Below are 24,199 nucleotides of genomic sequence, written 5' to 3' on the forward strand. Positions count from 1 at the left end.
GCCACTCAAACAACGAGGGTCCGGGACCACGCATCGATCCCGAACCCTCGCGCCCAACCCGCGCTCATCTGCGGGAGCGGATCGCTTACTGCTTCTTGTCGTCGTCCTTCACTTCGGTGAACTCGGCGTCGACCACATCGTCGGCCGCCGTGTCTGCGCTGGCGTCGCCACCGGCCGCGTCGGCGCCGGCCTGCTGCGACTGGACCGCCGCAAACAGGGCCTGGGCCGCTTCCTCGAGCGCCTTGCTCTTGGCTTCGATCTGGCCCTTGTCGTCGCCCTTCATGGCGGTCTCGACTTCGGCAATCGCCGCTTCCGTCGCGCCGATCAACTCGCCCGGCAGCTTGTCGCCGTTCTCCTTGATCGCGGTGCGCGCCGAATGCACCAGGCCGTCGGCCTGGTTGCGCGCCTGCACCAGCTCGTGGAACTTCTGGTCCTCCTCGCGGTTGGCCTCGGCGTCCTGGACCATCTTCTGGATCTCTTCCTCGGACAGGCCCGAGCCGGCCTTGATCTCGACCTTCTGTTCCTTGCCGGTCTTCTTGTCCTTGGCGGTGACGTGGACGATGCCGTTGGCGTCGATGTCAAACGACACCTCCACCTGCGGCAGGCCGCGCGGCGCGGGCTCGATGCCCGACAGGTCGAAGCGCGCCAGCGACTTGTTGTAGCGGGCCTGCTCGCGCTCACCCTGCAGCACGTGCACGGTCACGGCGGACTGATTGTCCTCCGCGGTCGAGAACGTCTGCGAGGCCTTGGTCGGCACCGTGGTGTTCTTCTCGATGATCTTGGTGAACACGCCGCCCAGGGTCTCGATGCCCAGGCTCAGCGGGGTCACGTCCAGCAGCAGCACGTCCTTGACGTCGCCGGCCAGCACGCCGCCCTGGATCGCGGCACCCACGGCGACGGCCTCGTCGGGGTTGACGTCCTTGCGCGGCTCCTTGCCGAAGAACTCGGTGACCGCCTGCTGCACCTTCGGCATGCGGGTCTGGCCACCGACCAGGATCACCTCGTCGATCTCGCTGGCGCGCACGCCGGCGTCATTGAGCGCGGTACGGCACGGATCGATCGACTTCTTGACCAGGTCCTCCACCAGCGACTCCAGCTTGGCGCGGGTCAGCTTGATGTTCAGATGCTTCGGACCCGACGCGTCGGCGGTCACGTACGGCAGGTTGACCTCGGTCTGCTGCGCGGTGGACAGCTCGATCTTGGCGCGCTCGGCGGAATCCTTCAGGCGCTGCAGGGCCAGCGGGTCCTTGCGCAGGTCGATGCCCTGGTCCTTGTTGAACTCCTCGACCAGGTAGGCGATGACACGGTTGTCGAAGTCCTCACCACCCAGGAAGGTGTCGCCGTTGGTGGCGAGCACCTCGACCTGCATCTCGCCATCGACCGAGGCGATCTCGATGATCGAGACGTCGAAGGTACCGCCGCCCAGGTCATACACGGCCACCTTGCGGTCGCCGCCCTTCTTGTCCATGCCGTAGGCCAGCGCGGCCGCGGTCGGCTCGTTGATGATGCGCTTGACGTCCAGGCCCGCGATCTTGCCGGCATCCTTGGTCGCCTGGCGCTGGCTGTCGTTGAAGTACGCCGGCACGGTGATGACCGCCTCGGTGACCTTCTCGCCCAGGTAATCCTCGGCGGTTTTCTTCATCTTGGACAGGATCTCGGCGGAGATCTGCTGGGGCGCCATCTTCTTGTTGTCGCCGGTCTCCACCCACGCATCGCCGTTGTCATGGGCGATGACGCTGTAGGAGACGTGGTCCAGGTCCTTCTGCACTTCGGCGTCGGTGAATTTGCGGCCGATCAGGCGCTTCACCGCGAAGAAGGTGTTCTTGGGGTTGGTGACGGCCTGGCGCTTGGCCGAGGCGCCCACGAGGATCTCGCCGTCCTTGGTGTAGGCGACGATGGACGGAGTGGTGCGATCACCCTCCGCGTTCTCGATGACCTTCGCCTTGCCGCCTTCCATCACCGCGACACACGAGTTGGTCGTGCCCAGGTCGATACCGATGATCTTGCCCATGCTGTTTATTCCTTTGATATTGGATTTGATGCCGATAGACGGGGGCGGCCACACTTGCTGCCGCTCATGTCAGTTATCTGGGGGTCGCGGCCCGCCGGTTCAAGCGTCGCCGCTGACAACAACCAATGCCGGCCGCAACAAACGTTCATTGAGCAGCCAGCCCTTCTGGTAGACCTGCACCACGTGGCCGGGCGGGTGCTCGGCGCTGGCCACGGTGCTCATCGCCTCGTGGTGTTCCGGATTGAACGGCTGGCCGGCGGGATTGACCTCGACCAGACCGTTGTCGCCGGTGACCTTGAGCAATTGCTTCAGGGTCAGCTCGACGCCCTGGCGCAGGGCATCGGCGTCGTCGCCGGACGCCTGCAGACCCGCCTCCAGGCTGTCGATTACCGGCAGCAACGCCGACAGCAGGCGTTCGTTGGCGAACTTGCGCGCCATCTCAACATCGCGGGTCAGGCGTTTGCGCTGGTTTTCCAGATCGGCACGCTCGCGCAACATGCTCTCGCGCAGGTTGTTGAGCTCCTGGTTGGCCGCGTCCAGCTGGGCCGCCAGCTGGCTTTCCGGATCGTGGTTGTCGCTTTCGACTGGGGCCGACTGTGCTGCCGGATCCTGGTTGGGTTCGGTGGTCATATCTGCTCTGGTCCTGACGATACGGGGACGCTTGGTCCTTGACTGACTCAGCAATGGGGCCAGCGCGGACCAATTCAAGACAATTCCGTGCGGGCGCCGTCCCGATTAGACTCGCGCCTCATGCTTACCCATCTCTCACTCAAGCATTTCGCCGTCGTCCGCCAGGCCGAACTCGTCTTCGGACCGGGGCTCACCGTCATCTCCGGGGAAACCGGTGCGGGCAAGTCCCTGCTGGTCGATGCCCTGGGCCTGCTGTCGGGCATCCGCGCCGACAGCGGCGTGGTGCGCCATGGGGCGGAGCGCGCCGAACTGGCAGGCGAATTCAGGCTGGACGATGTGCCTGCCGCCGTCGCGTGGCTGCAGGAGCATGAGCTCGACGAGGCCGATGTGCCGTCAGGTTCGGGCTGCCTCGTACGACGGGTGATCCGCGCCGACGGCGGTTCCCGCGCCTGGATCAACGGGCGGCCGGTGACGATGACGCAGCTGGCCGAGTTCACCGCACACCTGGTGGAGATCCACGGCCAGCACGAGCACCAGGCCCTGATGGCGCGCGGCAGCCAGCTCGCCCTGCTCGACGCCTACGCCGCCACCGCACCCGAGCGGGCGCAGGTGGCCGAGGCCACCATGCAGTGGAGCGCGCTGCTGCGCGAGCGCGACGAACTGGTCGCCAAGGGCGACGTCAGCGACCGCATCGAATGGCTGGAACACCAGTTCCTTGAGCTGGAGCGGGAAACGCTGGATGCCGATTCCATCGCCCAGTTACTGCTGGACCACCGTCGCCAGGCCCACGCCAGCGACTTGATTGCGGCCAGCGAGAGCGCGTTCGCGCAACTCGGTGGCAGCGACGATGCCTCCGTATCGCGCGCGCTGCAGCAGGTGCGCCACGAACTGCAGCGCGTGGCCACCCACGAACCCCGCCTGACCGAAGTGGACGGCATGCTCGCCGCCGCCGCGATCCAGATCGACGAGGCAGGCAGCCTGCTGGACCGCATCCGCGACGACCTGGACATCGATCCGTCGCTGTTCGAGTCGATCGAGCAGCGCCTGGCCCGCCTGCATGACCTGGCCCGCAAGCACCGTGTGGCGCCGGAAGGGCTGGCCACGCATCGCGATGCGATCGAGGCGGAGCTGGATACGCTGCGCGGGGCCGATCGCCGGCTGGAACGACTCGATGGCGACATTGCCAAAGCCCGCCAAGCCTGGCGGACGGCGGCGGACGCGCTGGGCGCCAAGCGGCGCAAAGCCGCGGGCAAACTCGCCAAGGCCACCACGGCGTTGATCGGCGAACTGGGCATGGGCGGCGGACACTTCGATATCGAGGTCGAGCCGCTGCCTGCCGACAAGCCCGATCCCAACGGCGGCGAGCGCATCGAGTTCATGGTCGCCGCCAACCCCGGCCAGCCGCCGCGCCCGCTGCGCAAGGTTGCGTCCGGTGGCGAGCTGTCGCGGATCTCGCTGGCGATCGAGGTCGCCGCGCTGGGGTTGGATGCGGTGCCCACGATGGTGTTCGACGAGGTCGATTCCGGGATCGGCGGCGCGGTGGCCGACATCGTCGGCCGCAAACTGCGCGCGTTGGGTGCCAATCGCCAGGTCCTGTGCGTCACCCACCTGCCGCAGGTCGCGGCGCAGGGGCATGCGCACTACCGGGTCAGCAAGGCGGCCGCCGACGGCGTCACCCAGAGCCAGGTGCAGCAACTGGATGCTGGGCAGCGCCAGGAGGAGCTGGCACGGATGCTGGGCGGCGTGGAACTCACGCGAGAGGCCCGCGCGGCCGCGCAGCGCCTGCTCGATGACGTGACCTGAAGGCGGGCGCAGCCCAGCCGGCGACGCTGACGCGTTAACGCGAGCCTTTCTTGCGCACGTACAGGACCAGCGTGTGGTCCTCGATCTCGTAGCCGTACTGCGCCGCGATGACGTGCTGGAGGCGCTCGATCTCCTCGTTCTCGAACTCGATCACCTTGCCGGTGTCCACGTCGACCATGTGGTCGTGGTGGCCGCCGCGGTCAAGCTCGTACACCGACTGGCCGGCCTCGAAGTTGTGCTTGAGCACCAGCCCGACCGCCTCGAACTGGGTCAGCACGCGGTACACGGTGGCCAGACCGATATCCTCGCCCTGGTCGAGCAACTGCCGGTAGATGTCCTCGGCAGTGACGTGGCGGGGCTTGCTCTGCTCGAGAAACTGCAGGATCCGCATGCGCGGATGGGTCACCTTGAGACCCGCGTTACGAAGGTTCTGGGATTCCATCAAGGGCTCCTTGCGGGATCCGTGGCGGGCGACGAGCGCCCTGCAACACTGGATGAACGTGGACAGGGTGCAGCCGCGGCGCGGCGGCGGCAGTGTATCATCGCCCCCGTTATCCACCTGCTGCAGACACCGATGACCAAGCACCCATTGCGCACGATCCTGCTCGTCCTTGCCGTTGCCGCGACCACGGCCGGATGCGGCATCGTCTACCGCCAACCCATCTACCAGGGCAACCTGCTGAAGGAGAACGCGGTGGAGCAGCTGCAGGTGGGCATGGCCAAGCAACAGGTGGCCGGCCTGCTGGGGACCCCGTCCATCCAGGACCCCTACCATCCTGATCGCTGGGATTACACCGCCAGCGAGCGCACCGATCGTCTGGCGCGCACCCGCATCAAGAACCTGACCCTGTGGTTTGACGCGAACGACGAATTGGTGAAATGGGAAGGTGACTACTTTCCCAACCAGGACGCGGAACTGGCGAAGAACTCGGTCAAGCAGTTCGGCCGCAACCTCGCCAAGGAAAAGAAGAAGCGCTGAGGCGCCTTCTCATCCCGGCGTTCTGGCCGCCTTTGCGCGGCGGCGCCGGGCCTGTTTGGGGTCGATCAACAGCGGCCTGAGCAACTCCACGCGGTCGCCATCGCGCAGCGCGTCCTGCAGGCCGCAGACCACGCCGAACACCGCCACCGCAGTCGCATCGGCCTGCTCTTCCGGCACCATGCCCGACGCGCGCAGCGCATCGGCCACCACGGCCCCCGCCGGCAGTTCGAGGTCGACACTCTCGAAGCGATCCGGCCACGCCCGCACCACTTCGACCTTCACGACTTCGACCTTCACGACGGATCGCGATCCGCGGCGCGGATGAAGTCATCGACCATGCGGTCGGCCAGCTTCTGGAAACCGATCGCCATCGCCGGTCCGAGCAGGCGGATGGCCGGCTCGAACTTGAGGGTCAGGCTGATCCGGCTGGCCGATTCTTCCAGCGCGGTGAATTCCCAGCGTCCCGACAGCTTGCGGAACGGCCCGTCCACCAGCGCCAGGTCGATACTCTCCGGCGCGCTGAACGTGTTGCGGGTGGTGAACCACGTCTTCAACGCGCCCAGGCCCAGGTCCAGGCGCGCGACCACGTGGTTGTCGCCGGACTCGAGCACCTGCGCCTGATGGCACCAGTCAAAACGTCGCGGGTACGCCTCCACGTCGTTGACCAGTTCGAACATGCGTGCAGCCGAATGGGCAACAAGGGCGGTGCGGTGGATCGTGGTCATGGGAGCAACAGCCATCATCCGGTATCACGGCGCGCTCCGGATCGGACACAATAGGCGCAATGACGAAGAACAAAACCAACAAGAGCGACAAGGATAAGGGAAAGTCGGGCGGCGGCACCATTGCACTGAACAAGCGCGCCCGCTTCGACTACCACCTTGAAGAGCGTTTCGAAGCCGGGCTGTCGCTGCAGGGCTGGGAAGTGAAGTCGATCCGTGCCGGCCGCGCCAACATCGGCGAGAGCTACGCGGTCGTCCGCAACGGCGAGATGTTCCTGTTCGGCGCGCAGATGACGCCGGTGATTTCCACCTCCAGCCATGTCGTCGCCGATCCGATGCGCACCCGCAAGCTGCTGCTGCACCGGCGCGAGATCGACAAGTTGATCGGCCAGATCGAGCGCGACGGCTATACCGTCATCCCGACCTCGATGTACTGGAAAGCCGGCAAGGTCAAGCTTGAGCTGGCGCTGGCCAAGGGCAAGCAGAGCCACGACAAGCGCCAGACCAGCAAGGACCGCGACTGGGCACGCGAGAAGCAGCGCACCCTGCGCCAGCACAACAAGAACGCCTGAGCCGGCCGAAGCGCGTCGACTCCTGTCCGCGTCACGCCCGCCGCGCTGCGGCCCGGCTCAGTCCGCCTCATCCGAGGCGGTGGCCAGGGTGAAGCGGAAGCAGGCGCCCTGCCCCTCGTTTCCTTCCGCGAAGATCACCCCGCCGTGGCGCTGGACGACCCGCTTCGCCGAGGCCAGACCGATGCCGTGCCCGTCGAACTCCGACTGCGCGTGCAGGCGCTGGAACGGTCGGAACAGCTTGCCCACGTAGTCCTGCGGGAATCCCGCGCCGTTGTCGCGGACGAAGAATTCATCCCCTTCCCGGCCCAGTTCAATGCGCGCCGAGTCCCGGTCGCGGGTGAATTTCCACGCATTCCCCAGCAGGTTGACTAGCAGGTTGCGCAGCAGGGCCGCATCACCGCTCGCCTGCAGGCCGGGCTCGATGACCACCTCCACCCGGTCCGCCCGCTCCGGATCGCCGGCGCGCAGGTCGTCGATGATCTCCCTGGCCATGCGCGATAGATCCACCGCTTCGGTCTTCAGCGCGCCACGGCCGACACGCGACATCTTCAACAACGCGTCGATGAGCTCGCCCATCCGGCCGGCCGCGCTGCGCACACGGCCCAGGTAGTCGCGCCCGGACTCGTCCATCGCATCGCCGTAGCGCTCCACCAGCACGCGGCTGAAACCGTCGATCGCCCGCAGCGGCGCGCGCAGGTCGTGGGAGACGCTGTAGGCGAACGCTTCCAGCTCCTCGTTGCTCTGGCTCAGCTCGCGCGTACGCAGCGCCACGCGCGCCTCCAGCGTGCGGTTGAGCGCGCGCACACGCGCCTCGGCACGCAGGCGATCGGTCACGTCTTCGATCTGGACCAGTCCGCTGACCGCCGTACCTTCCCCGCCCGGGATGGGGGCATAGGTCAGCTGGACGTGGCGTGGCTCGCCGCCCTGACGATGCAGGCGGCGGGTTTCCCGGCGCACGCCGTCGCCATCGTCGGCCTGGACCGGGTCGTTTGTCTGGCGATACCCCGGCGGGTCCTCGAACAGGTCATCGAAGGGGCGCCCCTCCAACTGGTCGGGCTCCACGCCGACAATCGCGCCGAACGCCGGATTGGCCTGCACGATCGTTCCGCGCGCGTCCATAAGCGCCTTGCCTATGGCGGAGTACTCCATCGCGGTACGGAAGCGCTCTTCGCTATGGCGGTATTCCTCGGTCAGGCGCCGGGCAATGGATTGGGCGCGCGCTTCGGTGCGTGCCAGCATCCAGGCGATGGCGTACATCAGCAGCGAGGCAAGCAGGCCGAGGGACAGGATGCTCTGCAGGCTGGACAGCCGCGGCGCGGCCTTGGCCAGCGGCGCGGATTCAAATTGCACGCGCCAGCGGCGGCCGTAGTTCTCGAACTCGACCGCATTGGAAAACGCCGGTGGCTTGGCGGACTCGGGGCGCCGGCTGAAAATCCGCTCGGGCGAACCATCGGTGATGTCGTCGATGGTGAAGCTCAGGTCGCGCTCGGGAAGCACCTCGCTGACGAAGTCCTCGACCCAGAAAGGAACGTAGACCCAGCCCAGGATCGATTCGCGGCGCGCCTCCGGGGTCGCCGGCGCCTCCGGTCCGCGGTAGACCGGCCGATACAGCAGCAGGCCGGTGTCGGAGCTGTGCTGGCCGTCGCCCTGGACCAGCGGCACCGGTCCCGACAAGGTCGGCTCGCCCGAGCTCATGGCCTGCTCCATCGCCTGCCGCCGGACCGGGTCGGAAAACATGTCGAAGCCGATCACCGCCAGGTTCTCGGGGGTTCTCGGCTCCAGATAGAGCACCACCGCCAGTCTGTCGCCGCCCAGGTTCGGCCGCACCTTGAGATCGCCCCAACCGGCCTGGTGCCACTCGTCCTGCAGCTCATCCAGCCGCGACTGACGCAGGTAGCCGGTGAAACCCAGCCCGGCCACGCTGGGGAAGCGCCGGTGCAGCTCCATGCCGTCCACGTAGCCGAACCACTGGTCCGGCGTCGGCCTGGCCACCGAAGCAAACAGCGAAATTCCGCCGCCCGCGACGAGCTCGAAGTTCACCATGCGCTGGCGCAACAGGTCGGCGGCGTCCTGCGTCTGCGAGATGAATGTCTCCTCGCTCGTGCGCAGTTCACGGTCGTAGGCCATCTTCCACAGCACGACCACCAGGGTCAGGGAAGCGACCAGCACGCCCAGCGCCCACACCTGCCCGCGCAACGGACGCAATCGACGGCGGATGGCGTCGGCTGGATTCTCTCGGGTCGATTTCGGCATCCGCAAAGCATACAAGCGCAACGGCGGCATGGCACCGCGACGCGGATGAACGCCACCGCGTGCAAACCTCGACGGCGCTTGTGAACGCTACCGGCGGCCCTATACTGGGCAGGTCAGCAATCTTGTAGTCCCCGGGGGTGCATTGGCTTCGACGGGGGTCGCGAAATCGCTTGGCGCATGCCGAGGGGGTAGCTTTCCTCGTAAATCCAGCTGCAAACTTCTAGTTGCCAACGACGACAACTACGCACTGGCCGCTTAAGGCCTAAGCCCCGAAATCGCTTGTGTCCGTGCTCGCGACGTAGGGTAATTATCACGGAATCGCCGGGAGTGGTTGCCTGTCAGCACCCGGTTAACCCAAAGCAGGCTGGTTCCCGGATGCGCTTCGCGCACCGTGCTGTTCGGGAACGAGATCCAACGGTGAGCTAAGCATGTAGTGCCGGGGATGGAGTGCCTTCGGACGGGGGTTCGAATCCCCCCACCTCCACCAATCTGCAACGCAAACGGGCCGCCCACAGCGGCCCGTTTGCGTTTGCGTCCTCGCGTCTGCGCGCTAGCCTTCGACTTCGGCTGGCGCGGTTGGCAGCCGCACCCGGATCAGGGCGTTGCCCTGCGCTGTGTCCGCCGCCTGGATCTCGCCGCCGTGGGCGATCGCGATTTCGCGCGCGATCAACAGGCGCATGCCCAGCCCTTCGTCAAATGGCGCGGCCTCGGCAACGGCGAACAGCCCTGCGCGCTCACCGGCGGCCCAGCGGGCAGCGGGCGTTGCGATCTCCAGCACCACCTCATTACCGTGGGCATGGGCGCGTAGCGAAACCGCACCGTCCGGGTCGCGGGCCTGCATGAAGGCGAACAGGGTGGCGAGCATCTGCACCAGCCGCTGGGCATCGCCGTCGATGGCGACCTCCTCCAGCGCGGTGTCCACGGTGATGTCCACGGCGGGGCCGGAGGAAGCGGCGGCCAGATCCACGACCAGCGCCGGTGCGACCGGCACCCTTCGCCCGACCAGGCGTGAGCGGCGCGCGCGCATCCAGTCCGACACCTCCTGCACCATGGTGCTCAGGCGCGTGGTCTGGCGGTCGATGATCGACAGCAGCTCATCGCGTTGCGCCGCTTCCAGCTCGGGACGACGGAGCAGATAGGTCGCGGTCTGCAGCGGCGAGAGCGGTCCGCGCAGGTCGTGCGCCAGGCGATCCAGCAGCAGGTCGGAAGCGCTGAAGTCCCCGTCTTCCGTGGTCAGCGGGGGATCGAGCTTCGAAGGCTCAGCCATTGGCGGATCCTCCGACACAGCAGGCGCGCGGTGGCGCGCTGCACAGCCGCTCGATGGCTTCCAGCAACGGCGGCTTGACCAGGTGCTCGTCAAAGCCCGCCTCATGCGTGCGCAGCCGGTCCTCGGGCTGGCCCCAACCGGTTACCGCGACGATCGTCGGCTCGGGCACACCTGGCAAGCCGCGCAGCTGCGGTGCCAGGTCGTAGCCGCTCAGGCCGGGCATGCCGACATCCAGGAAGACGAGTTCCGGGCGGAACGCCTGCACTTCGGCGACCACCGCGTGCGGGTCGTACAGGCGCCGCACGTCGTGGCCGAGCAGCTGCACCATCATCGCCAGCGTGTCGGCCGCGTCGCGGTTGTCGTCGACCACCAGCACGCGCCGGGCCACATTGCCGGACGACTCCGGCAGCGGCATGGTTACCGGCTCCTCGACGGAGGCCGGCGCCAGCAGGGGGAGCGTGACCGTGAAGGTGGCGCCGCGACCGATGCCCTCACTGGAGACAGAGACCTCGCCGCCGTGCAGCTCCGCCAGCCGGCGCACCAGCGTCAGGCCGATGCCGAGTCCACCGTGGGTCCGGTCGACCGCGGTCTCCACCTGCGAGAACATCTCGAAGATGCGTTCCACCTCGCCGGCTTCCAGGCCAATCCCGGAGTCACGGACCTCCACCTGCGCGCGGTCGCCGAGCACGCGCGCGCGCAGCTCGATGCGGCCGTCGGGTTCGGAGTACTTGGCGGCGTTGTTGAGCAGGTTGGCGAACACCTGCGACAACCGCGCCTGGTCGGCGACCAGCGGCACGGCCTGCTCGGGCAGGTGCACCACCAGCGCGTGCCGGCCTTGTTCGATCAACGGACGCGCGGTCTCGACGGCGCATTCCACGATCTCGCGCAGCGATGTCGCGTCCTTGCGCAGGGTGAGCTTGGCCTGGCTGATCCGCGCAATGTCGAGCAGGTCATCGATCAGTCGCACCATCAGCGCCAGCTGCCGCTCCATCAGTGCCAACAGCTCGCCGTCCACCGGGGTGGACATGCGCAGCACGGCCAGCGCGTTCTGCAGCGGTGCCAGCGGGTTGCGCAGCTCGTGCGCCAGCGTCGCGAGGAACTCGTCCTTGCGCCGCCCCACTTCCCTGAGCAACTGCTCGATGCGGCCGCGCTCGGCCACCTCGTCCTGCAGCACGCTGTTCTGGATCTCCAGGGTCGCGTTGGCACTGCGCAGCGATTCGTTCAGCACCGCAAGCTCGCGCGCCTTCTCGGTCTGCAGGGCCAGGTTGGCCGATTCGAGCTGGGCGTTGGTGGCTTCCAGTTCCAGCCGCTTGCGATGCAATTCGGCCAGCACCACGACCTTGCTGCGCAGGATCTCCGGGATCACCGGCACCATCACGTAGTCCACCGCGCCCAGCTTGTAGCCGCGCAGGCGATCCATGTCGGTGACATTCACGGCGGTGACGAAAATGATCGGGGTTTTTTCGAAACGCGGGTGCTGGTGGATCATGCTGGCGGTCTCAAACCCGTCCATCCCGGGCATGTTGACGTCCAGCAGGATCAGCGCGTAGTCGTCCTCCATGAGGCGGCCCAGCGCTTCGACACCGGAGCGGGCATCGACCAGTTCCTCGCCCAAGGGCTCCAGGATCGCGCGGTAGGTCAGCAGCCTGCCGGGCTGGTCATCGACCAGCAGGATCTTGACCGGCGCGCTGGTGGCCGCGGCTTCGCAGGGGACGCTCACCGGTGCAGCCATTGGCGCAGGACGCCAAGCAACTGGTCGGTCACGACCGGCTTGGCAAGGTAGTCGGACGCGCCGGCCTCCAGGCATTTCTCGCGGTCGCCCTTCATCGCTTTGGCGGTGACGGCGATGATCGGCAACGCGCGCAGATCAGGGCGCTCACGGATCGCGCGCATCGTCTGGTAGCCATCCATTCCCGGCATCATGATGTCCATCAGCACCAGGGCGATGGTGTCGTCGGCGAGCACCTTCTCGATCGCCTCGGCGCCGTTGCCGGCAGTCACCACGTCCATTCCGTGGCGCTCCAGCATGCTGGACATCGCGAAGATGTTGCGCACGTCGTCGTCGACCACCAGCACGCGCTTGTCGCGCAGGGAATGGTTTGACGTGTGCAGGCTCTCGACCATGCGCTGCTTGGCCTCGGGCAGGTCGGCGATGACGCGGTGCAGGAACAGGGCGGTCTCGTCGAGCAGGCGCTCGGGCGATTCCACGTCCTTGATCACCACGCTCTTGGCGACCTTGCGCAGGCGGCGGTCGTCGTCGGCGGTGAGATCCTTGCCGGTGAACACGACCACCGGCACGTCGCGCAGCTCCGACTCGGCCTGGATGCTGTCGAGCAGTTCGAAGCCGGTCATGTCGGGCAGGCGCAGGTCCAGCAGCACGCAGTCGTAGCGCCCTTCCCTCATCAGGCGCAGCGCCTCCTCGCCGGTGCCGACGGTATCGATGTCGATGTCGTCGTGGCTGATCAGCTCCTTGATGCTCATGCGCTCGGCGGCGTTGTCCTCCACCACCAGCAGCCGCTTCACACGCGGCTCGCTGTATTCCTTGATGCGCTGCATGGCCGCGCCGATGGTCTGGGTGGTGGCCGGCTTGGCAAGGTAGGCGAAGGCGCCGCGTTCGATGCTCTGGTGGCGCTCCTCCTCGATGGTGACGATCTGCACCGGGATGTGCCGGGTCGCCGAGTCCTGCTTCAGGCGCGCCAGCACGGTCCAGCCGAGCATGTCGGGCAGCAGGATGTCGAGCGAGATCGCGGTGGGCCGGTATTCGCGAACGAGGCGCAGGGCTTCGCTGCCGCGGTTGGCGACGATCACCCGGAACCCGCGGGAGCGGGCCAGGTCGCGCAGCACGGTGGCGTAGCGCGGGTCGTCTTCGACCAGCAGCAACAGCGGCTCGCCGTCGACGCACACATCGCGATCGTCATCGACCGTCTCGACCGCCGTCTCCGCAAGCTCCTGCGGCAGGCGCGGAAAGGCCTGCCGGGCCCGGTCGTGGGCCGCCGCGGCGCGCGCTTCCTGGGTGCCGTCGGCGCCGGCGTAGGACAGCGGCAGGTACAGGGTGAAGGTACTGCCGGCGCCCGCCTCGCTTCGCAGGCGCAGCTCCCCGCCCAGCAGGCCCGCGATCTCGCGGCTGATCGCCAGACCCAGCCCGGTGCCACCGTACTGGCGCGAGGTGCCGGCGTCGGCCTGCTGGAAAGCCTCGAACACGATGCGCTGCTTGTCCGCCGATATGCCGATGCCGGTGTCGGTGACGTCAAAGGCGACCACCGTCGGCGCCGCATCCAGCACGGCGTGCCCGGGGGTCCAGCCGTCCTTGGCCGCACGCCCGATCAGGCGCACGCTGCCGTTGGCGGTGAACTTGAACGCATTCGACAGCAGGTTCTTGAGGATCTGCTGCAGGCGTTTGGGATCGGTGTCCAGCGCGCGGCCCAGCGCGGGCTCGAACTCGACCGAGAACTCCAGCTTGCGCCGCTCGGCCTCGTGGCGGAACGTCCGCTCCATGTTCTCGCGCAGGTGGCGGAAGCTCATCTCTTCGTTGTCGACCGTCACCGTGCCCGATTCGATCTTGGACAGGTCCAGGATGTCGCTGATCAGGTTCAGCAGGTCGGTGCCGGCGGCGTGGATCGTGGTGGCGAACTCGACCTGGCGCGGGGTCAGGTTGGTCTCGACGTTCTCGGCCAGCTGCTGGCCCAGGATCAGGATTGAGTTCAGCGGCGTGCGCAGCTCGTGCGACATGTTGGCCAGGAATTCGGACTTGTAACGCGAGGTCAGCGCGAGCTCGGCGGCTTTTTCCTCCAGCGCGCGGCGGGCGTGCTCGATCTGCAGGTTCTTGCCTTCGACCTCGTTCTTCTGCTCCGCCAGCAGCGCGGCCTTGAGCGCGATGTCCTCGTTGGTCTGGCGCAGGGTCTTCTGCTGGGCCTGCAGTTCGCCGGCCAGCTGCTGCGACTGCGCCAGCAGGCGCTCGGTGCGCATGGTCGCCTCGATGGTGTTGAGGACGATGCCGATGCTGCGCGAGAGCTGGTCGAGGAAGGCCCGGTGGGAGACGGTGAACTCCGACAGCGAGGCCAGCTCGATGACCGCCTTGACCTGGTCCTCGAATAGCACCGGCAGGACGATAACGCTGCGCGGCACCAGGTCGAGCAGGCCGGTGCGGATCTGCAGGGTGCCCGGCTCGACCGAATCGATCACGATCATCCGGCCCTGCGCGGCGCACTGGCCCACCAGGCCTTCGCCGAACTCGATGACCGTCCTGGCCTCCGCGGAGGAGCGGCTGGCGTAGCCGGCCAACTGGCGCAACCGGCGCTTGCCGCCGGCCTCGTCGTCCTCCACGACGTACATCAGCCCCTTGTGGGCGTTGATCAGCGGCGCAAGTTCGGAAAGCAGCATGTTGCCCAGCGTGATCAGGTCGCGCTGGCCCTGCATCATGCCGCTGAAGGTCGCCATGTTGGTCTTCAGCCAGTCCTGCTCGCGACCGCTCTCGGTGGTCGCGCGCAGGGTGCCGATCATGGCGTTGATGTTGTCCTTCAGGTCGGCGAGCTCGCCGCTCACATCGACCTGGATCGAGCGGGTCAGGTCGCCCTGGGTCACCGCGGTCGCCACCTCGGCGATGGCGCGCACCTGGGTGGTCAGGTTGGCCGCCAGCTGGTTGACGTTGCCGGTGAGGTTCTCCCAGATGCCCGCGGTGCCGGGCACCTTGGCCTGGCCGCCCAGCCGGCCCTCGACGCCGACCTCGCGCGCGACCGTGGTCACCTGGTCGGCGAAGATCGCCAGCGTGTCGGTCATCGAGTTGATGGTGTCGGCCAGCTCGGCGATCTCGCCCTTGGCCTCCACGGTGAGCTTCTTGCTCAGGTCGCCGGTGGCGACCGCGGTCACCACCTGGGCGATGCCGCGCACCTGGGTGGTGAGGTTGGTGGCCATCGAGTTGACGTTGTCGGTCAGGTTGGCCCAGGTGCCGGCCACGCCGGGCACCCTCGCCTGCCCGCCCAGCTTGCCCTCGGTACCCACCTCACGCGCCACGCGGGTCACCTCGGCGGCGAAGCTGTTGAGCTGGTCCACCATCGTGTTGAGGGTGTCCTTGAGCTGCAGGATCTCGCCCTGCGCATCCACGCCGATCTTGCGCGACAGGTCGCCCTTGGCGACCGCGGTGGCGACTTCGGCGATGTTGCGCACCTGGCTGGTCAGGTTGGACGCCATCGAGTTGACGTTGTCGGTCAGATCCTTCCAGGTGCCGGCCACGCCGGGCACGGCCGCCTGGCCGCCCAGCTTGCCTTCGGTGCCGACCTCGCGGGCCACGCGGGTCACCTCGGCGGCGAAGCTGTTGAGCTGGTCGACCATCGTGTTGATGGTGTCCTTGAGCTCGAGCATCTCGCCCTTGACGTCCACGCCGATCTTGCGCGACAGGTCGCCCTTGGCCACCGCGGTGGTCACCTCGGCGATGTTGCGCACCTGGCTGGTGAGGTTGGAAGCCATCGCGTTGACGTTGTCGGTCAGGTCCGCCCACGTCCCCGCCACGCCCGGCACGGTCGCCTGACCGCCGAGCTTGCCTTCGGTACCGACCTCGCGCGCCACGCGCGTCACCTCGGCGGCGAAGCTGTTGAGCTGGTCGACCATCGTGTTGATGGTGTCCTTCAGCTGCAAAATCTCGCCCTGGGCATCGACCGCGATCTTGCGCGACAGGTCGCCCTTGGCCACCGCGGTGGTGACCTCGGCGATGTTGCGTACCTGGCTGGTCAGGTTGGAGGCCATCGCGTTGACCGAGTCGGTCAGGTCGGCCCAGGTGCCGTCGACACCCGGTACGGTGGCCTGGCCGCCCAGCTTGCCTTCGGTGCCGACCTCGCGCGCCACGCGGGTCACCTCGGCGGCGAAGCTGTTGAGCTGGTCGACCATCGTGTTGAGGGTGTTCTTGAGCTCCAGCATCTCGCCGCGCACGTCGACCGTGATCTTGCGCGACAGGTCGCCCTTGGCCACCGCGGTGGTGACCTCGGCGATGTTGCGCACCTGCAGGGTCAGGTTGGAGGCCATCGAGTTGACGTGGTCGGTCAGGTCCTTCCAGGTGCCGGCGACATCGGGCACCTGCGCCTGGCCGCCGAGCTTGCCTTCGGTACCGACCTCGCGCGCCACTCGGGTCACTTCCGCGGCGAAGCCGTTGAGCTGGTCCACCATCGTGTTGATGGTGTTCTTGAGCGCGAGGATCTCGCCCTGCGCGTCCACGCCGATCTTGCGCGAGAGGTCGCCCTTGGCCACCGCGGTGGTCACCTCGGCGATGTTGCGGACCTGGCTGGTCAGGTTGGACGCCATCGCGTTGACCGAGTCGGTCAGGTCCTTCCAGGTACCGGCGACGCCGGGCACCACCGCCTGGCCGCCCAGCTTGCCTTCGGTGCCGACCTCGCGCGCGACGCGGGTCACCTCGGAGGCGAATCCGCGCAGCTGGTCAACCATGCCGTTGATGGCTTCCTTCAACTGCGCCATCTCGCCGCGCACGTCGGCGGTGATCTTGCGCGACAGGTCGCCGTCGGCCACCGCGATGGTGACCTCGGAGATGTTGCGCACCTGGGTGGTCAGGTTGGAAGCGAGCTGGTTGACCGAATCGGTCAGCTCCTTCCACACCCCGGACACGCCCTTGACCTTGGCCTGGCCGCCCAGCCGACCGGCGGTGCCCACCTCGAGGGCGACACGGGTCACCTCGGCGCTGAACTCGCTCATCTGCCCGATCATGCGGTTGACGATCTTCGCCGAGCGCAGGAACTCGCCTTTCAGCGGGCGGCCGTCGGCTTCCAGCGGCACGGTGTGGGTCAGGTCGCCCTTGGCTACGCCGGTCATGGCCTCGGTCATCGTCTCGATCGGCCGCACCAGGTCGTCGATCAGGCCGTTCACCGAGCGCTGCATGCCCTGCCAGGCGCCGTCGTGGTTGCCCATCACCAGGCGCTTGCCGGTCTGGCCGTCGCGGCCGACCGCGGTGCCGACACGCGCGAGCTCGTCGGCCAGATGCCGGTTGCGGATGACGATCGCGTTGAAGCAGTCGGCAATCTTGCCCGCCGTGCCGTCCCAGTGGACCGGAAGCTGGACGGAGAAATCCCCGTCGCGGACTGCGCACAACGCCTGCAGAAGGCGGCGGTCCACGTGGTTGTCGGTCACATCATCGTCGTCGGCGCGCGCCGCGCGCCGGGCATTATCGTCCACGTTTCCTTCCCCCCGAACCTGCCACCGGATGCGCAGGATCGCCTGTCAAATTTTTGAGACGCTACCGCACGTCCAGTGACGATATTTTCACAGATCGGCTTCACGCACGCACAGGCGCAGGAAATGGTAAAAACGACGGCTTGGTCCGGGAGACGGAAATGGATTGGAGCGCGCAGCTGCACGTGATCATGGGCACCGCCATCGCGATGGTGCTGGGCGGGATGGTCGGTTTCGAGCGCGAGCTCAAGAACCGCCCCGCAGGCTTCCGCACCCACATGCTGGTGGCCGGCGCGGCGGCGTTGCTTGTCGGCATCGGACTGATGAGCCTGCACAACCCGAACGTTGTTGGAGTCCTGCCGCCGGAGCAACTGCGGATGGATCCGCTGCGCCTGGTGGAATCGGTGATCGCCGGCGTGGCATTCATCGGTGCGGGCACGATCTTCGCCAGCCGCGCGTCCAAGGCGGTCGTCGGCATCACCACCGCCGCATCCTTGCTGATGGTGGCGGTGATCGGCATTGCGACCGGGTTGCAGTACTACCTGTTGGCGATCTCGGCGACGGTGCTGACGCTGCTGGTGTTGACCGTGCTGAAGTGGATGGAAGGCAAGTTCCGCAAGGAACACGTCGACGCCGGCTAGTCGGGGCCGTTCTCGCCGGACCTCAGACCACGCCCTGCGCCAGCATCGAATCGGCGACGCGGACAAACCCGGCCACGTTGGCGCCGTCCAGATAGCTCAAATTCCCGGCCTTGTGCATGCCGTGCTCGACGCAGGCGGCGTGGATGCCCTTCATGATCTGGTGCAGGCGAAGGTCCACCTCCTCGGCGGACCAGCACAGGCGCGCGGCGTTCTGGCTCATCTCCAGCCCCGAGGTGGCGACCCCGCCGGCGTTGCTCGCCTTGCCCGGCGCATACAGCACGCCGGCTTCCTCAAACGCCCGCGCAGCCTCCAGCGAAGACGGCATGTTCGCGCCTTCGGCCACGCAGATCACGCCGTTGCGGATCAGCAGTTGGGCGTCATCGTGGTCGATCTCGTTCTGGGTCGCGCACGGCAGGGCCACATCCACCGGCACGCTCCAGGGGCGCACGCCGGGCACGAAGCGCGCACCGATGCGCTCGGCGTATTCGCTGACGCGGCCGTAGTGCTCGTTCTTGATGTCCATCAGCTCGGCCAGCTTGTCGGGCGTGAAACCCTCATCGTCGATCACCGTGCCGCTGGAGTCTGACACCGTGACCACCTTCGCCCCGAGCTCCATCGCCTTCTCGATCGCGTACTGGGCGACGTTGCCCGAGCCCGACACCGAGACGCGCAGGCCGTCCAGCGAGGCGCCCTTGCGCGCCAGCATCTCCTCGACGAAATACACGGTGCCGTAGCCGGTGGCCTGCGGTCGGATCAGTGAACCGCCATGCGAGAGGCCCTTGCCGGTGAATACGCAGTCGGCCCGGTTGCCGAGCTTTTTCATCATGCCGACCATGTAGCCGATCTCGCGGCTGCCCACGCCGATGTCGCCGGCCGGAATGTCGGTGTTCGCGCCGATATGCCGGTACAGCTCGGTAATGAAGGCCTGGCAGAAACGCATGATCTCGAAAGGACTCTTGCCCTTGGGATCAAAGTCCGAGCCGCCCTTGGCGCCGCCCATCGGCAGCATGGTCAGCGCGTTCTTGAAGGTCTGCTCGAAGGCCAGGAACTTCAGTACCGAAAGGTTGACCGACGGGTGGAAACGCAGGCCGCCCTTGTAGGGTCCCAGCGCGAGACTGTGCTGGACCCGATAGCCGCGATTGACCCGCACCTGCCCGTGGTCGTCGACCCAGGGCACGCGGAAGATGATCGTCCGCTCCGGCTCGACCATCCGCTCCAGCACCCCGTAGCGGACGTACTTCGGGTGGTTCTCAATGAACGGCCAGACGCTCGCCACCACTTCGGTGACCGCTTGCAGGAACTCGGTCTCGCCCGGGTTTCGCTCGGCAACGTAGGCCAGGAAATCGCCTGCGGACTGGAACGTGTTGGCCATCGGCATTCCATGAATGAGCTCAATTCATGCTGCACCGCAACACGCCGGGCTGTCAATCTTTGTCCGTACATACAACAGGAAACGGGCCCCGCAGGGCCCGTTTCATTACGCTGGCGAACGCTGTGCGATCACGAGCGCAGCGGCACCAGCGTCAACTCCACGCGGCGGTTCATCGCACGGCCCGACTCGGTGTCGTTGCTCGCGATCGGCCGCGACTTGCCCGCGCCAGTGATGATGAACCGGTCACGCACCACACCGCGCGACATCAGATAGTTGCCCACCGACTCGGCGCGACGCACCGACAGGGCCTGGTTGTAGGAATCCGAGCCCACGCTGTCAGTGTGGCCGGCGACCTCGATGATGGTCTGGTTGTACTCGCTCAGGGTGCGCGCCAGGTTGTCCAGCACCGGGTAGAACTGCGGCTGCAGGTCGCTCTTGTCAAAACCGAAGGTGATGTTGTCGGGCATGTTCAGGGTGATGTTGTCGCCCTGGCGCACGATGTCCACGCCGGTTCCGGCCATCTGGTCGCGCAGCGCGCGCTCCTGGCGGTCCTGGTAGTTGCCGATCGCGCCGCCGGCCAGGCCGCCGACGCCCGCACCGACCAGCGCGCGCTGGCGACGCTCGGTGGCGTCACTGCCGCTCAGCAGGCCGGCGACGACGCCCGCAACCGCGCCAATTGCCGCGCCCTGCTTGGTCTTCGCGTTGGGATCATGCGGCTGCTGCTGGCCGTACGGGTCCTGGCCGCCGTAGTAACCGCCACCAGTGGTGGCACAACCGGCGAGCATCGCGCCCATGACGGCAGCGGCAAGAATGTATTTGGTCGGATTTTTCATGAGCACGTCCTATTCAGTCGGGATGACATGGATACCAGGGCAACGGTACCGACTCACAAGTATGAACGGGGTGACGATCCCCGCCGCGTTCAGTTTCCGTCCGGAAAACCACGCGTCTGTCCGGACCGCGCCGCGCACTGCGTGAGAGAGGGAATGCGGCGCCGCGCGCTCACCGCCGCGGTCACCCAAGGGAAACGCACGCCGCATGGCCAATCCGTCCGCCCTCGCCTACCACCTGCGCGAACTGGCGATCGCGCTCGATCCGCAGTCGCCGCTGCATGCGATGCCGGACGTGCGGGGCGCAGACCGTGCGGTGCTGGACATCGGCTGCGGCATCGGCCAGACACTCGCCGCGTGCGGCACCGTGCCCGGTCGGCGGCTGGTGGGCCTGGACGTCGACCGTGAGTGCTTGGACTACGGAGCCCGGCGGTTCGCGCACATTGACTTCGTCGTCGGCAGGGCCGAACGGCTGCCGTTCCAGGACGGGGCGTTCGACCTGGCGGTTTCGCGCGTCGCGTTGCCGTATTCCGACCTTGGCCGATCGCTGGACGAGATCGCGCGGGTACTGGTTCCCAACGGACGGGTCTGGCTGACCCTGCACCCGTTTGCCACGACGTGGTTGCACTTCGTTCAATCGCTGCGCGGCGGCGATTTTCGCGATGTCGTGTTTCGCGGCTATGTCATGGCCAACGGGCTGCTCTTCCATTGCCTCGGCAGGCAGCTGCGATTCCCGTTCAACCAGCGCTGCGAGTCATTCCAGACCGTGGGCGGCATGCGACGCGGCCTGCGGAAGGCAGGATTCACCGACATCCATATCCAGCGGGGTCGGCACTTCCTCTGCACCGCCCGCAAGCGGGCCGGTGACTGACGTTATTCGAAGCTGCCCGCCGCGTCGTGCGAGAGGTTGTCGAAACGCGTGTATTCGCCGAAGAATTTCAGCTTGATCGATCCGGTCGGGCCGTTTCGCTGCTTGCCGATGATGATCTCGGCCAGGCCCTTGTCGGGCGAGTTTTCCTTGTTGTAGTAGTCATCCCGGTAGATGAACATGATCACGTCCGCGTCCTGCTCGATGGCGCCGGACTCGCGCAGATCGGCCATCACCGGGCGCTTGTCGGTGCGGGTCTCCAGCGATCGGTTGAGCTGGGACAGCGCGATCACCGGGACGTTGAGTTCCTTGGCGAGGTGCTTCAGCGAGCGGGAGATCTCCGAGATCTCCGTCGCACGGTTCTCGGTGTTGCCCGGCACCGCCATCAGCTGCAGGTAGTCGACCACCACCAGGCCCAGGTCGTGCTCGCGCTTGAGACGGCGCGCCTTGGCCCGCAGCGAGTCGGGCGACAGGCCGGGCGTATCGTCGATGAAGATCTTGGATTCCTTCAGCATCCGGATCGCGCTGGTGACCCGGCTCCAGTCCTCGTCCTCCAGCTGGCCGGTGCGCAGGCGCTGCGCGTTGACGCGGCCGTTGGAGGAAATCAGGCGCAAGGCGAGCTGGCTGGCCGACATCTCCATCGAGAACACCGCGACCGCCTTCTTGCTCTTGATCGCCGCGTACTCGGCGATATTGAGTGCCAGCGTGGTTTTCCCCATCGCCGGGCGCGCCGCCAGGATCAGCAGGTCGGTCGGCTGCAGGCCGGCGGTCATCTCGTCCAGCTCGGTGTAGCCGGTGGACAGGCCGGTGACCGAGCCGCCCGCCGCGTAGCGCGTCTGCAGCACGTCGAAGGCTTCCGACAGCGCGGTGTTGATCGCGGTGAAATCGGTGCGCCCGCGTGCGCCAGCCTCGGCGATTGCAAAGACCTGCTGCTCGGCCGCCGACAGGATCTCGCTGCTCTCGCGCCCCTCGGGCTGGAAGCCGTCGTTGACGATCGTGGTGCCGACCTCGATCAATTTGCGCAGCACCGCCTTGTCGCGAACGATCTCGGCGTAGGCCTTGATGTTGGCAGCCGAGGGGGTCGTGCTCGCCAGCTCGATCAGGTAGGCGCCGCCGGCGACCTGCTCGCCCTCGCCGATCGACTCGAACCACTCGCCCAGCGTGACCGCGTCGAACGGCTTGCTCTTTTCGGCCAGCTCGCGGATCGCCCGGAAGATCAGCTGATGGTCGCGGCGGTAGAAGTCGTGCTCGCCGATGCTGTCACCGACGATGTCGTACGCCTCGGGCGCAAGCATCAATCCGCCTAGCACCGCCTGCTCGGCCTCGATCGACTGGGGCGGCACGCGCAGCTGGTCGAGCCGCTGGTCGGCGCGGCTCTCGAAGCGGGAATCGCCGCGGTGTTCACCGCGGTAGCCGGGACGTGCACTCATCGAGGGGAAATTCCTGACAGGGGCCGCGCGTCGCGGTCGACGCGGCCGAGCGCCCATCCTAGGGCCGGACGAGCGGGAGGGTTGCAGACAAGTCTGTGGATAACCGGTGGACAGCGCGGGACAACGTCCCACGAGCCTGTCCCCGCGGTGTCGCACCGGGCGCGACCGCGACGCTGGAGATCCGCATCTATATCGCGGAAACGCGAAAGGCACCTTGCGGTGCCCTTCGCTCGGACGATCTGGAGGACCGGGCTTGAGGCCCGGCCGCGGCCTTGATCAGGCCAGCTCGCCTTCGACGATCACCGAGACGGTGCTCTCCACATCGGCGTGCAGGTGGATGACCACCTCGTAGGTGCCGGTGTGGCGGATCGCGCCCTCGCCCATGATCACCTCGGACTTCTCGACCGCGTAGCCGGCCTTGGTCAGCGCCTCGGCGACGTCGCGGGTGGTCACCGAACCGTACAGCTTGCCTTCGGTGGATGCGTTGGCGCGGATGGTGACTTCAGCACCTTCCAGCTTGGCCTGGCGGCTCTCGGCGTCGGCGTGCTGCGCCTTGGCCTTGGCTTCGTACTCGGCGCGGCGCGCCTCGAAGTCGGCCAGGTTGGCGGCGGTGGCCGGCGTGGCCTTGCCCTGCGGCACCAGGTAGTTGCGGCCGTAGCCGGGCTTGACGTCGACCTTGTCGCCGAGCTGGCCCAGGTTCTGCACGCTTTGGAGGAGGATCAGTTGCATGGTGTTGCTCCGTATTCGTTAGCGGGGCGAAAGGCCCCGCAACTGTGGCTGTCCGAACGGGCGCGTGCCCTGCCTCCGCAGGCGGAGGCGCCGGGATCAGGCGTTGTGGTTGTCGGTGTACGGGATCAGGGCGAGGTAGCGCGCGCGCTTGATCGCCGTGGCCAGCTGGCGCTGGTAGCGCGCCTTGGTGCCGGTGACGCGGCTGGGAACGATCTTGCCGGTCTCGGTGATGTTCTGGCGCAGGGTGTTGAGATCCTTGTAATCGATCTCCTTCACGCCTTCAGCGGTGAACTTGCAGAACTTGCGGCGGCGGAAAAATTTGGACATGGGAATGCTGCTCCTGGAGGGGCGTGATCAGGCGGATTAGGCGGCGTCGGACGAGTCTGCGTCGTCTTTGTCGGCGTCGGACTTGTCATCGGACTTGTCGTCGCCATCGGTATCGTCGTCGTCACGACGACGGCGCTCGCCCCGGTCGGAACGCTCCGGCTTGTCGCTCTTCTCGTCCTTGAACTTCATGATCAGCGACTGCTCGGTGTCGGCCTCGTCGCGCTTGATCACCAGGTGGCGCAGGATCGCGTCGTTGAAGCGGAAGCTGTCGACCAGCTCGTTCAGGACGGTCTGGCTGCACTCGATGTTCATGAGCACGTAATGGGCCTTGACCAGGTTGACGATCGGGTACGCCAGCTGGCGGCGACCCCAGTCCTCCAGACGGTGGACCTTGCCTTCGCCGGCCTCGATCACGCCCTTGTAGCGCTCGATCATGGCAGGCACCTGCTCGCTCTGGTCGGGGTGGACCAGGAACACGATTTCGTAATGACGCATGTGTGGTGTCCTTGTGGATGTCGGTCTTGCGACCGGTCAGCCCCCCGCAACCGATATGGCACGGTGGGGCAAGGTTCCCGTCGGCAAGGCCGAGGGAAGC

Annotated in this window: 20 protein-coding genes and 1 other RNA gene; 6 read left to right on the plus strand and 15 right to left on the minus strand. The window is 66.9% G+C overall.

The window, feature by feature from the left end; translation table 11 throughout:
- Window positions 1-85 precede the first annotated feature (85 nt).
- Together dnaK and grpE are read right to left on the minus strand one after the other, a co-directional pair.
- Window positions 86-2,011 (minus strand): molecular chaperone DnaK, encoded by a 1,926-nt coding sequence (gene dnaK, locus INQ41_RS07660; protein WP_193983334.1) that lies wholly within the window; start codon window positions 2,009-2,011, stop codon window positions 86-88.
- Window positions 2,012-2,110: 99 nt separating this feature from the next.
- A complete protein-coding gene (gene grpE, locus INQ41_RS07665) occupies window positions 2,111-2,641 on the minus strand; it encodes a nucleotide exchange factor GrpE (protein WP_193983336.1) in 531 nt (176 codons plus the stop codon).
- A 120-nt stretch (window positions 2,642-2,761) separates the two neighbouring features.
- Between grpE and recN the strand changes: the two genes are divergently transcribed.
- Window positions 2,762-4,444 (plus strand): DNA repair protein RecN, encoded by a 1,683-nt coding sequence (recN, locus tag INQ41_RS07670; RefSeq protein WP_193983338.1) that lies wholly within the window; start codon window positions 2,762-2,764, stop codon window positions 4,442-4,444.
- Window positions 4,445-4,478: 34 nt separating this feature from the next.
- Here the strand turns inward: recN and fur are convergent, their stop codons facing one another.
- The gene (fur, locus tag INQ41_RS07675) at window positions 4,479-4,886 is read right to left on the minus strand and encodes a ferric iron uptake transcriptional regulator (RefSeq protein WP_193983340.1); all 408 of its coding nucleotides are present in this window, start codon (window positions 4,884-4,886) and stop codon (window positions 4,479-4,481) included.
- 147 nt (window positions 4,887-5,033) lie between these two features.
- Here fur and INQ41_RS07680 point away from each other — a divergent pair, with 147 nt between their 5' ends.
- Window positions 5,034-5,423, plus strand: a complete 390-nt coding sequence (locus tag INQ41_RS07680; protein WP_193987279.1) for an outer membrane protein assembly factor BamE — start codon at window positions 5,034-5,036, stop codon at window positions 5,421-5,423.
- A gap of 9 nt (window positions 5,424-5,432) precedes the next feature.
- Here the strand turns inward: INQ41_RS07680 and INQ41_RS07685 are convergent, their stop codons facing one another.
- Window positions 5,433-5,705, minus strand: a complete 273-nt coding sequence (locus INQ41_RS07685) for an RnfH family protein (RefSeq protein WP_193987280.1) — start codon at window positions 5,703-5,705, stop codon at window positions 5,433-5,435.
- An 11-nt stretch (window positions 5,706-5,716) separates the two neighbouring features.
- Complete coding sequence (locus tag INQ41_RS07690) at window positions 5,717-6,148, minus strand: type II toxin-antitoxin system RatA family toxin (protein ID WP_193983342.1); 432 nt, start codon at window positions 6,146-6,148, stop codon at window positions 5,717-5,719.
- 59 nt (window positions 6,149-6,207) lie between these two features.
- On the opposite strand from INQ41_RS07690, the gene smpB reads away from it, so the two are divergent.
- Complete coding sequence (gene smpB, locus INQ41_RS07695) at window positions 6,208-6,717, plus strand: SsrA-binding protein SmpB (RefSeq protein WP_193983344.1); 510 nt, start codon at window positions 6,208-6,210, stop codon at window positions 6,715-6,717.
- Window positions 6,718-6,774: 57 nt separating this feature from the next.
- Here smpB and INQ41_RS07700 read toward each other — a convergent pair whose 3' ends face one another.
- A complete protein-coding gene (locus INQ41_RS07700) occupies window positions 6,775-8,970 on the minus strand; it encodes a CHASE domain-containing protein (protein ID WP_193983346.1) in 2,196 nt (731 codons plus the stop codon).
- A 133-nt stretch (window positions 8,971-9,103) separates the two neighbouring features.
- Here INQ41_RS07700 and ssrA point away from each other — a divergent pair.
- Window positions 9,104-9,457: a transfer-messenger RNA gene (gene ssrA, locus INQ41_RS07705) on the plus strand.
- A gap of 63 nt (window positions 9,458-9,520) precedes the next feature.
- On the opposite strand, the gene INQ41_RS07710 is transcribed toward ssrA, so the two are convergent.
- From INQ41_RS07710 to INQ41_RS07720, 3 genes are read right to left on the minus strand one after another with little or no spacing between them, the layout of a single operon-like run.
- The gene (locus INQ41_RS07710; protein WP_193983348.1) at window positions 9,521-10,237 is read right to left on the minus strand and encodes a sensor histidine kinase; all 717 of its coding nucleotides are present in this window, start codon (window positions 10,235-10,237) and stop codon (window positions 9,521-9,523) included.
- A complete protein-coding gene (locus INQ41_RS07715; protein WP_193983350.1) occupies window positions 10,230-11,957 on the minus strand; it encodes a response regulator in 1,728 nt (575 codons plus the stop codon). Before INQ41_RS07715 ends, INQ41_RS07710 begins: the two co-directional genes overlap by 8 nt.
- Entirely contained in the window at window positions 11,954-17,410 is a 5,457-nt protein-coding gene (locus INQ41_RS07720) for a HAMP domain-containing protein (protein WP_228076542.1), read from the minus strand. The genes INQ41_RS07715 and INQ41_RS07720 overlap by 4 nt, the downstream gene beginning before the upstream one ends.
- A gap of 158 nt (window positions 17,411-17,568) precedes the next feature.
- Between INQ41_RS07720 and INQ41_RS07725 the strand changes: the two genes are divergently transcribed.
- The gene (locus INQ41_RS07725; protein ID WP_193983352.1) at window positions 17,569-18,048 is read left to right on the plus strand and encodes an MgtC/SapB family protein; all 480 of its coding nucleotides are present in this window, start codon (window positions 17,569-17,571) and stop codon (window positions 18,046-18,048) included.
- Window positions 18,049-18,070: 22 nt separating this feature from the next.
- Here the strand turns inward: INQ41_RS07725 and gdhA are convergent, their stop codons facing one another.
- The gene (gdhA, locus tag INQ41_RS07730) at window positions 18,071-19,420 is read right to left on the minus strand and encodes an NADP-specific glutamate dehydrogenase (RefSeq protein WP_193983354.1); all 1,350 of its coding nucleotides are present in this window, start codon (window positions 19,418-19,420) and stop codon (window positions 18,071-18,073) included.
- A gap of 128 nt (window positions 19,421-19,548) precedes the next feature.
- Entirely contained in the window at window positions 19,549-20,253 is a 705-nt protein-coding gene (locus INQ41_RS13350) for an OmpA family protein (protein WP_193983356.1), read from the minus strand.
- A gap of 205 nt (window positions 20,254-20,458) precedes the next feature.
- On the opposite strand from INQ41_RS13350, the gene INQ41_RS07740 reads away from it, so the two are divergent.
- A complete protein-coding gene (locus tag INQ41_RS07740) occupies window positions 20,459-21,121 on the plus strand; it encodes a class I SAM-dependent methyltransferase (RefSeq protein ID WP_193983358.1) in 663 nt (220 codons plus the stop codon).
- Between the two features lie 2 nt (window positions 21,122-21,123).
- On the opposite strand, the gene INQ41_RS07745 is transcribed toward INQ41_RS07740, so the two are convergent.
- The 4 genes from INQ41_RS07745 to rpsF form a co-directional block, all read right to left on the minus strand.
- Window positions 21,124-22,548: a replicative DNA helicase gene (locus tag INQ41_RS07745; protein WP_193983360.1), complete on the minus strand. Its 1,425-nt coding sequence runs from the start codon at window positions 22,546-22,548 to the stop codon at window positions 21,124-21,126.
- Window positions 22,549-22,824: 276 nt separating this feature from the next.
- The gene (gene rplI / locus INQ41_RS07750; RefSeq protein WP_193983362.1) at window positions 22,825-23,277 is read right to left on the minus strand and encodes a 50S ribosomal protein L9; all 453 of its coding nucleotides are present in this window, start codon (window positions 23,275-23,277) and stop codon (window positions 22,825-22,827) included.
- Window positions 23,278-23,373: 96 nt separating this feature from the next.
- On the minus strand, window positions 23,374-23,604 hold the full coding sequence (gene rpsR, locus INQ41_RS07755; protein ID WP_043959664.1) for a 30S ribosomal protein S18: 231 nt from the start codon (window positions 23,602-23,604) through the stop codon (window positions 23,374-23,376).
- Window positions 23,605-23,640: 36 nt separating this feature from the next.
- On the minus strand, window positions 23,641-24,099 hold the full coding sequence (gene rpsF / locus INQ41_RS07760; protein ID WP_193983364.1) for a 30S ribosomal protein S6: 459 nt from the start codon (window positions 24,097-24,099) through the stop codon (window positions 23,641-23,643).
- Window positions 24,100-24,199: the final 100 nt, after the last annotated feature.

Origin of the sequence: Lysobacter ciconiae, from assembly GCF_015209725.1 — a bacterium.
Lineage (GTDB): Bacteria > Pseudomonadota > Gammaproteobacteria > Xanthomonadales > Xanthomonadaceae > Novilysobacter > Novilysobacter ciconiae.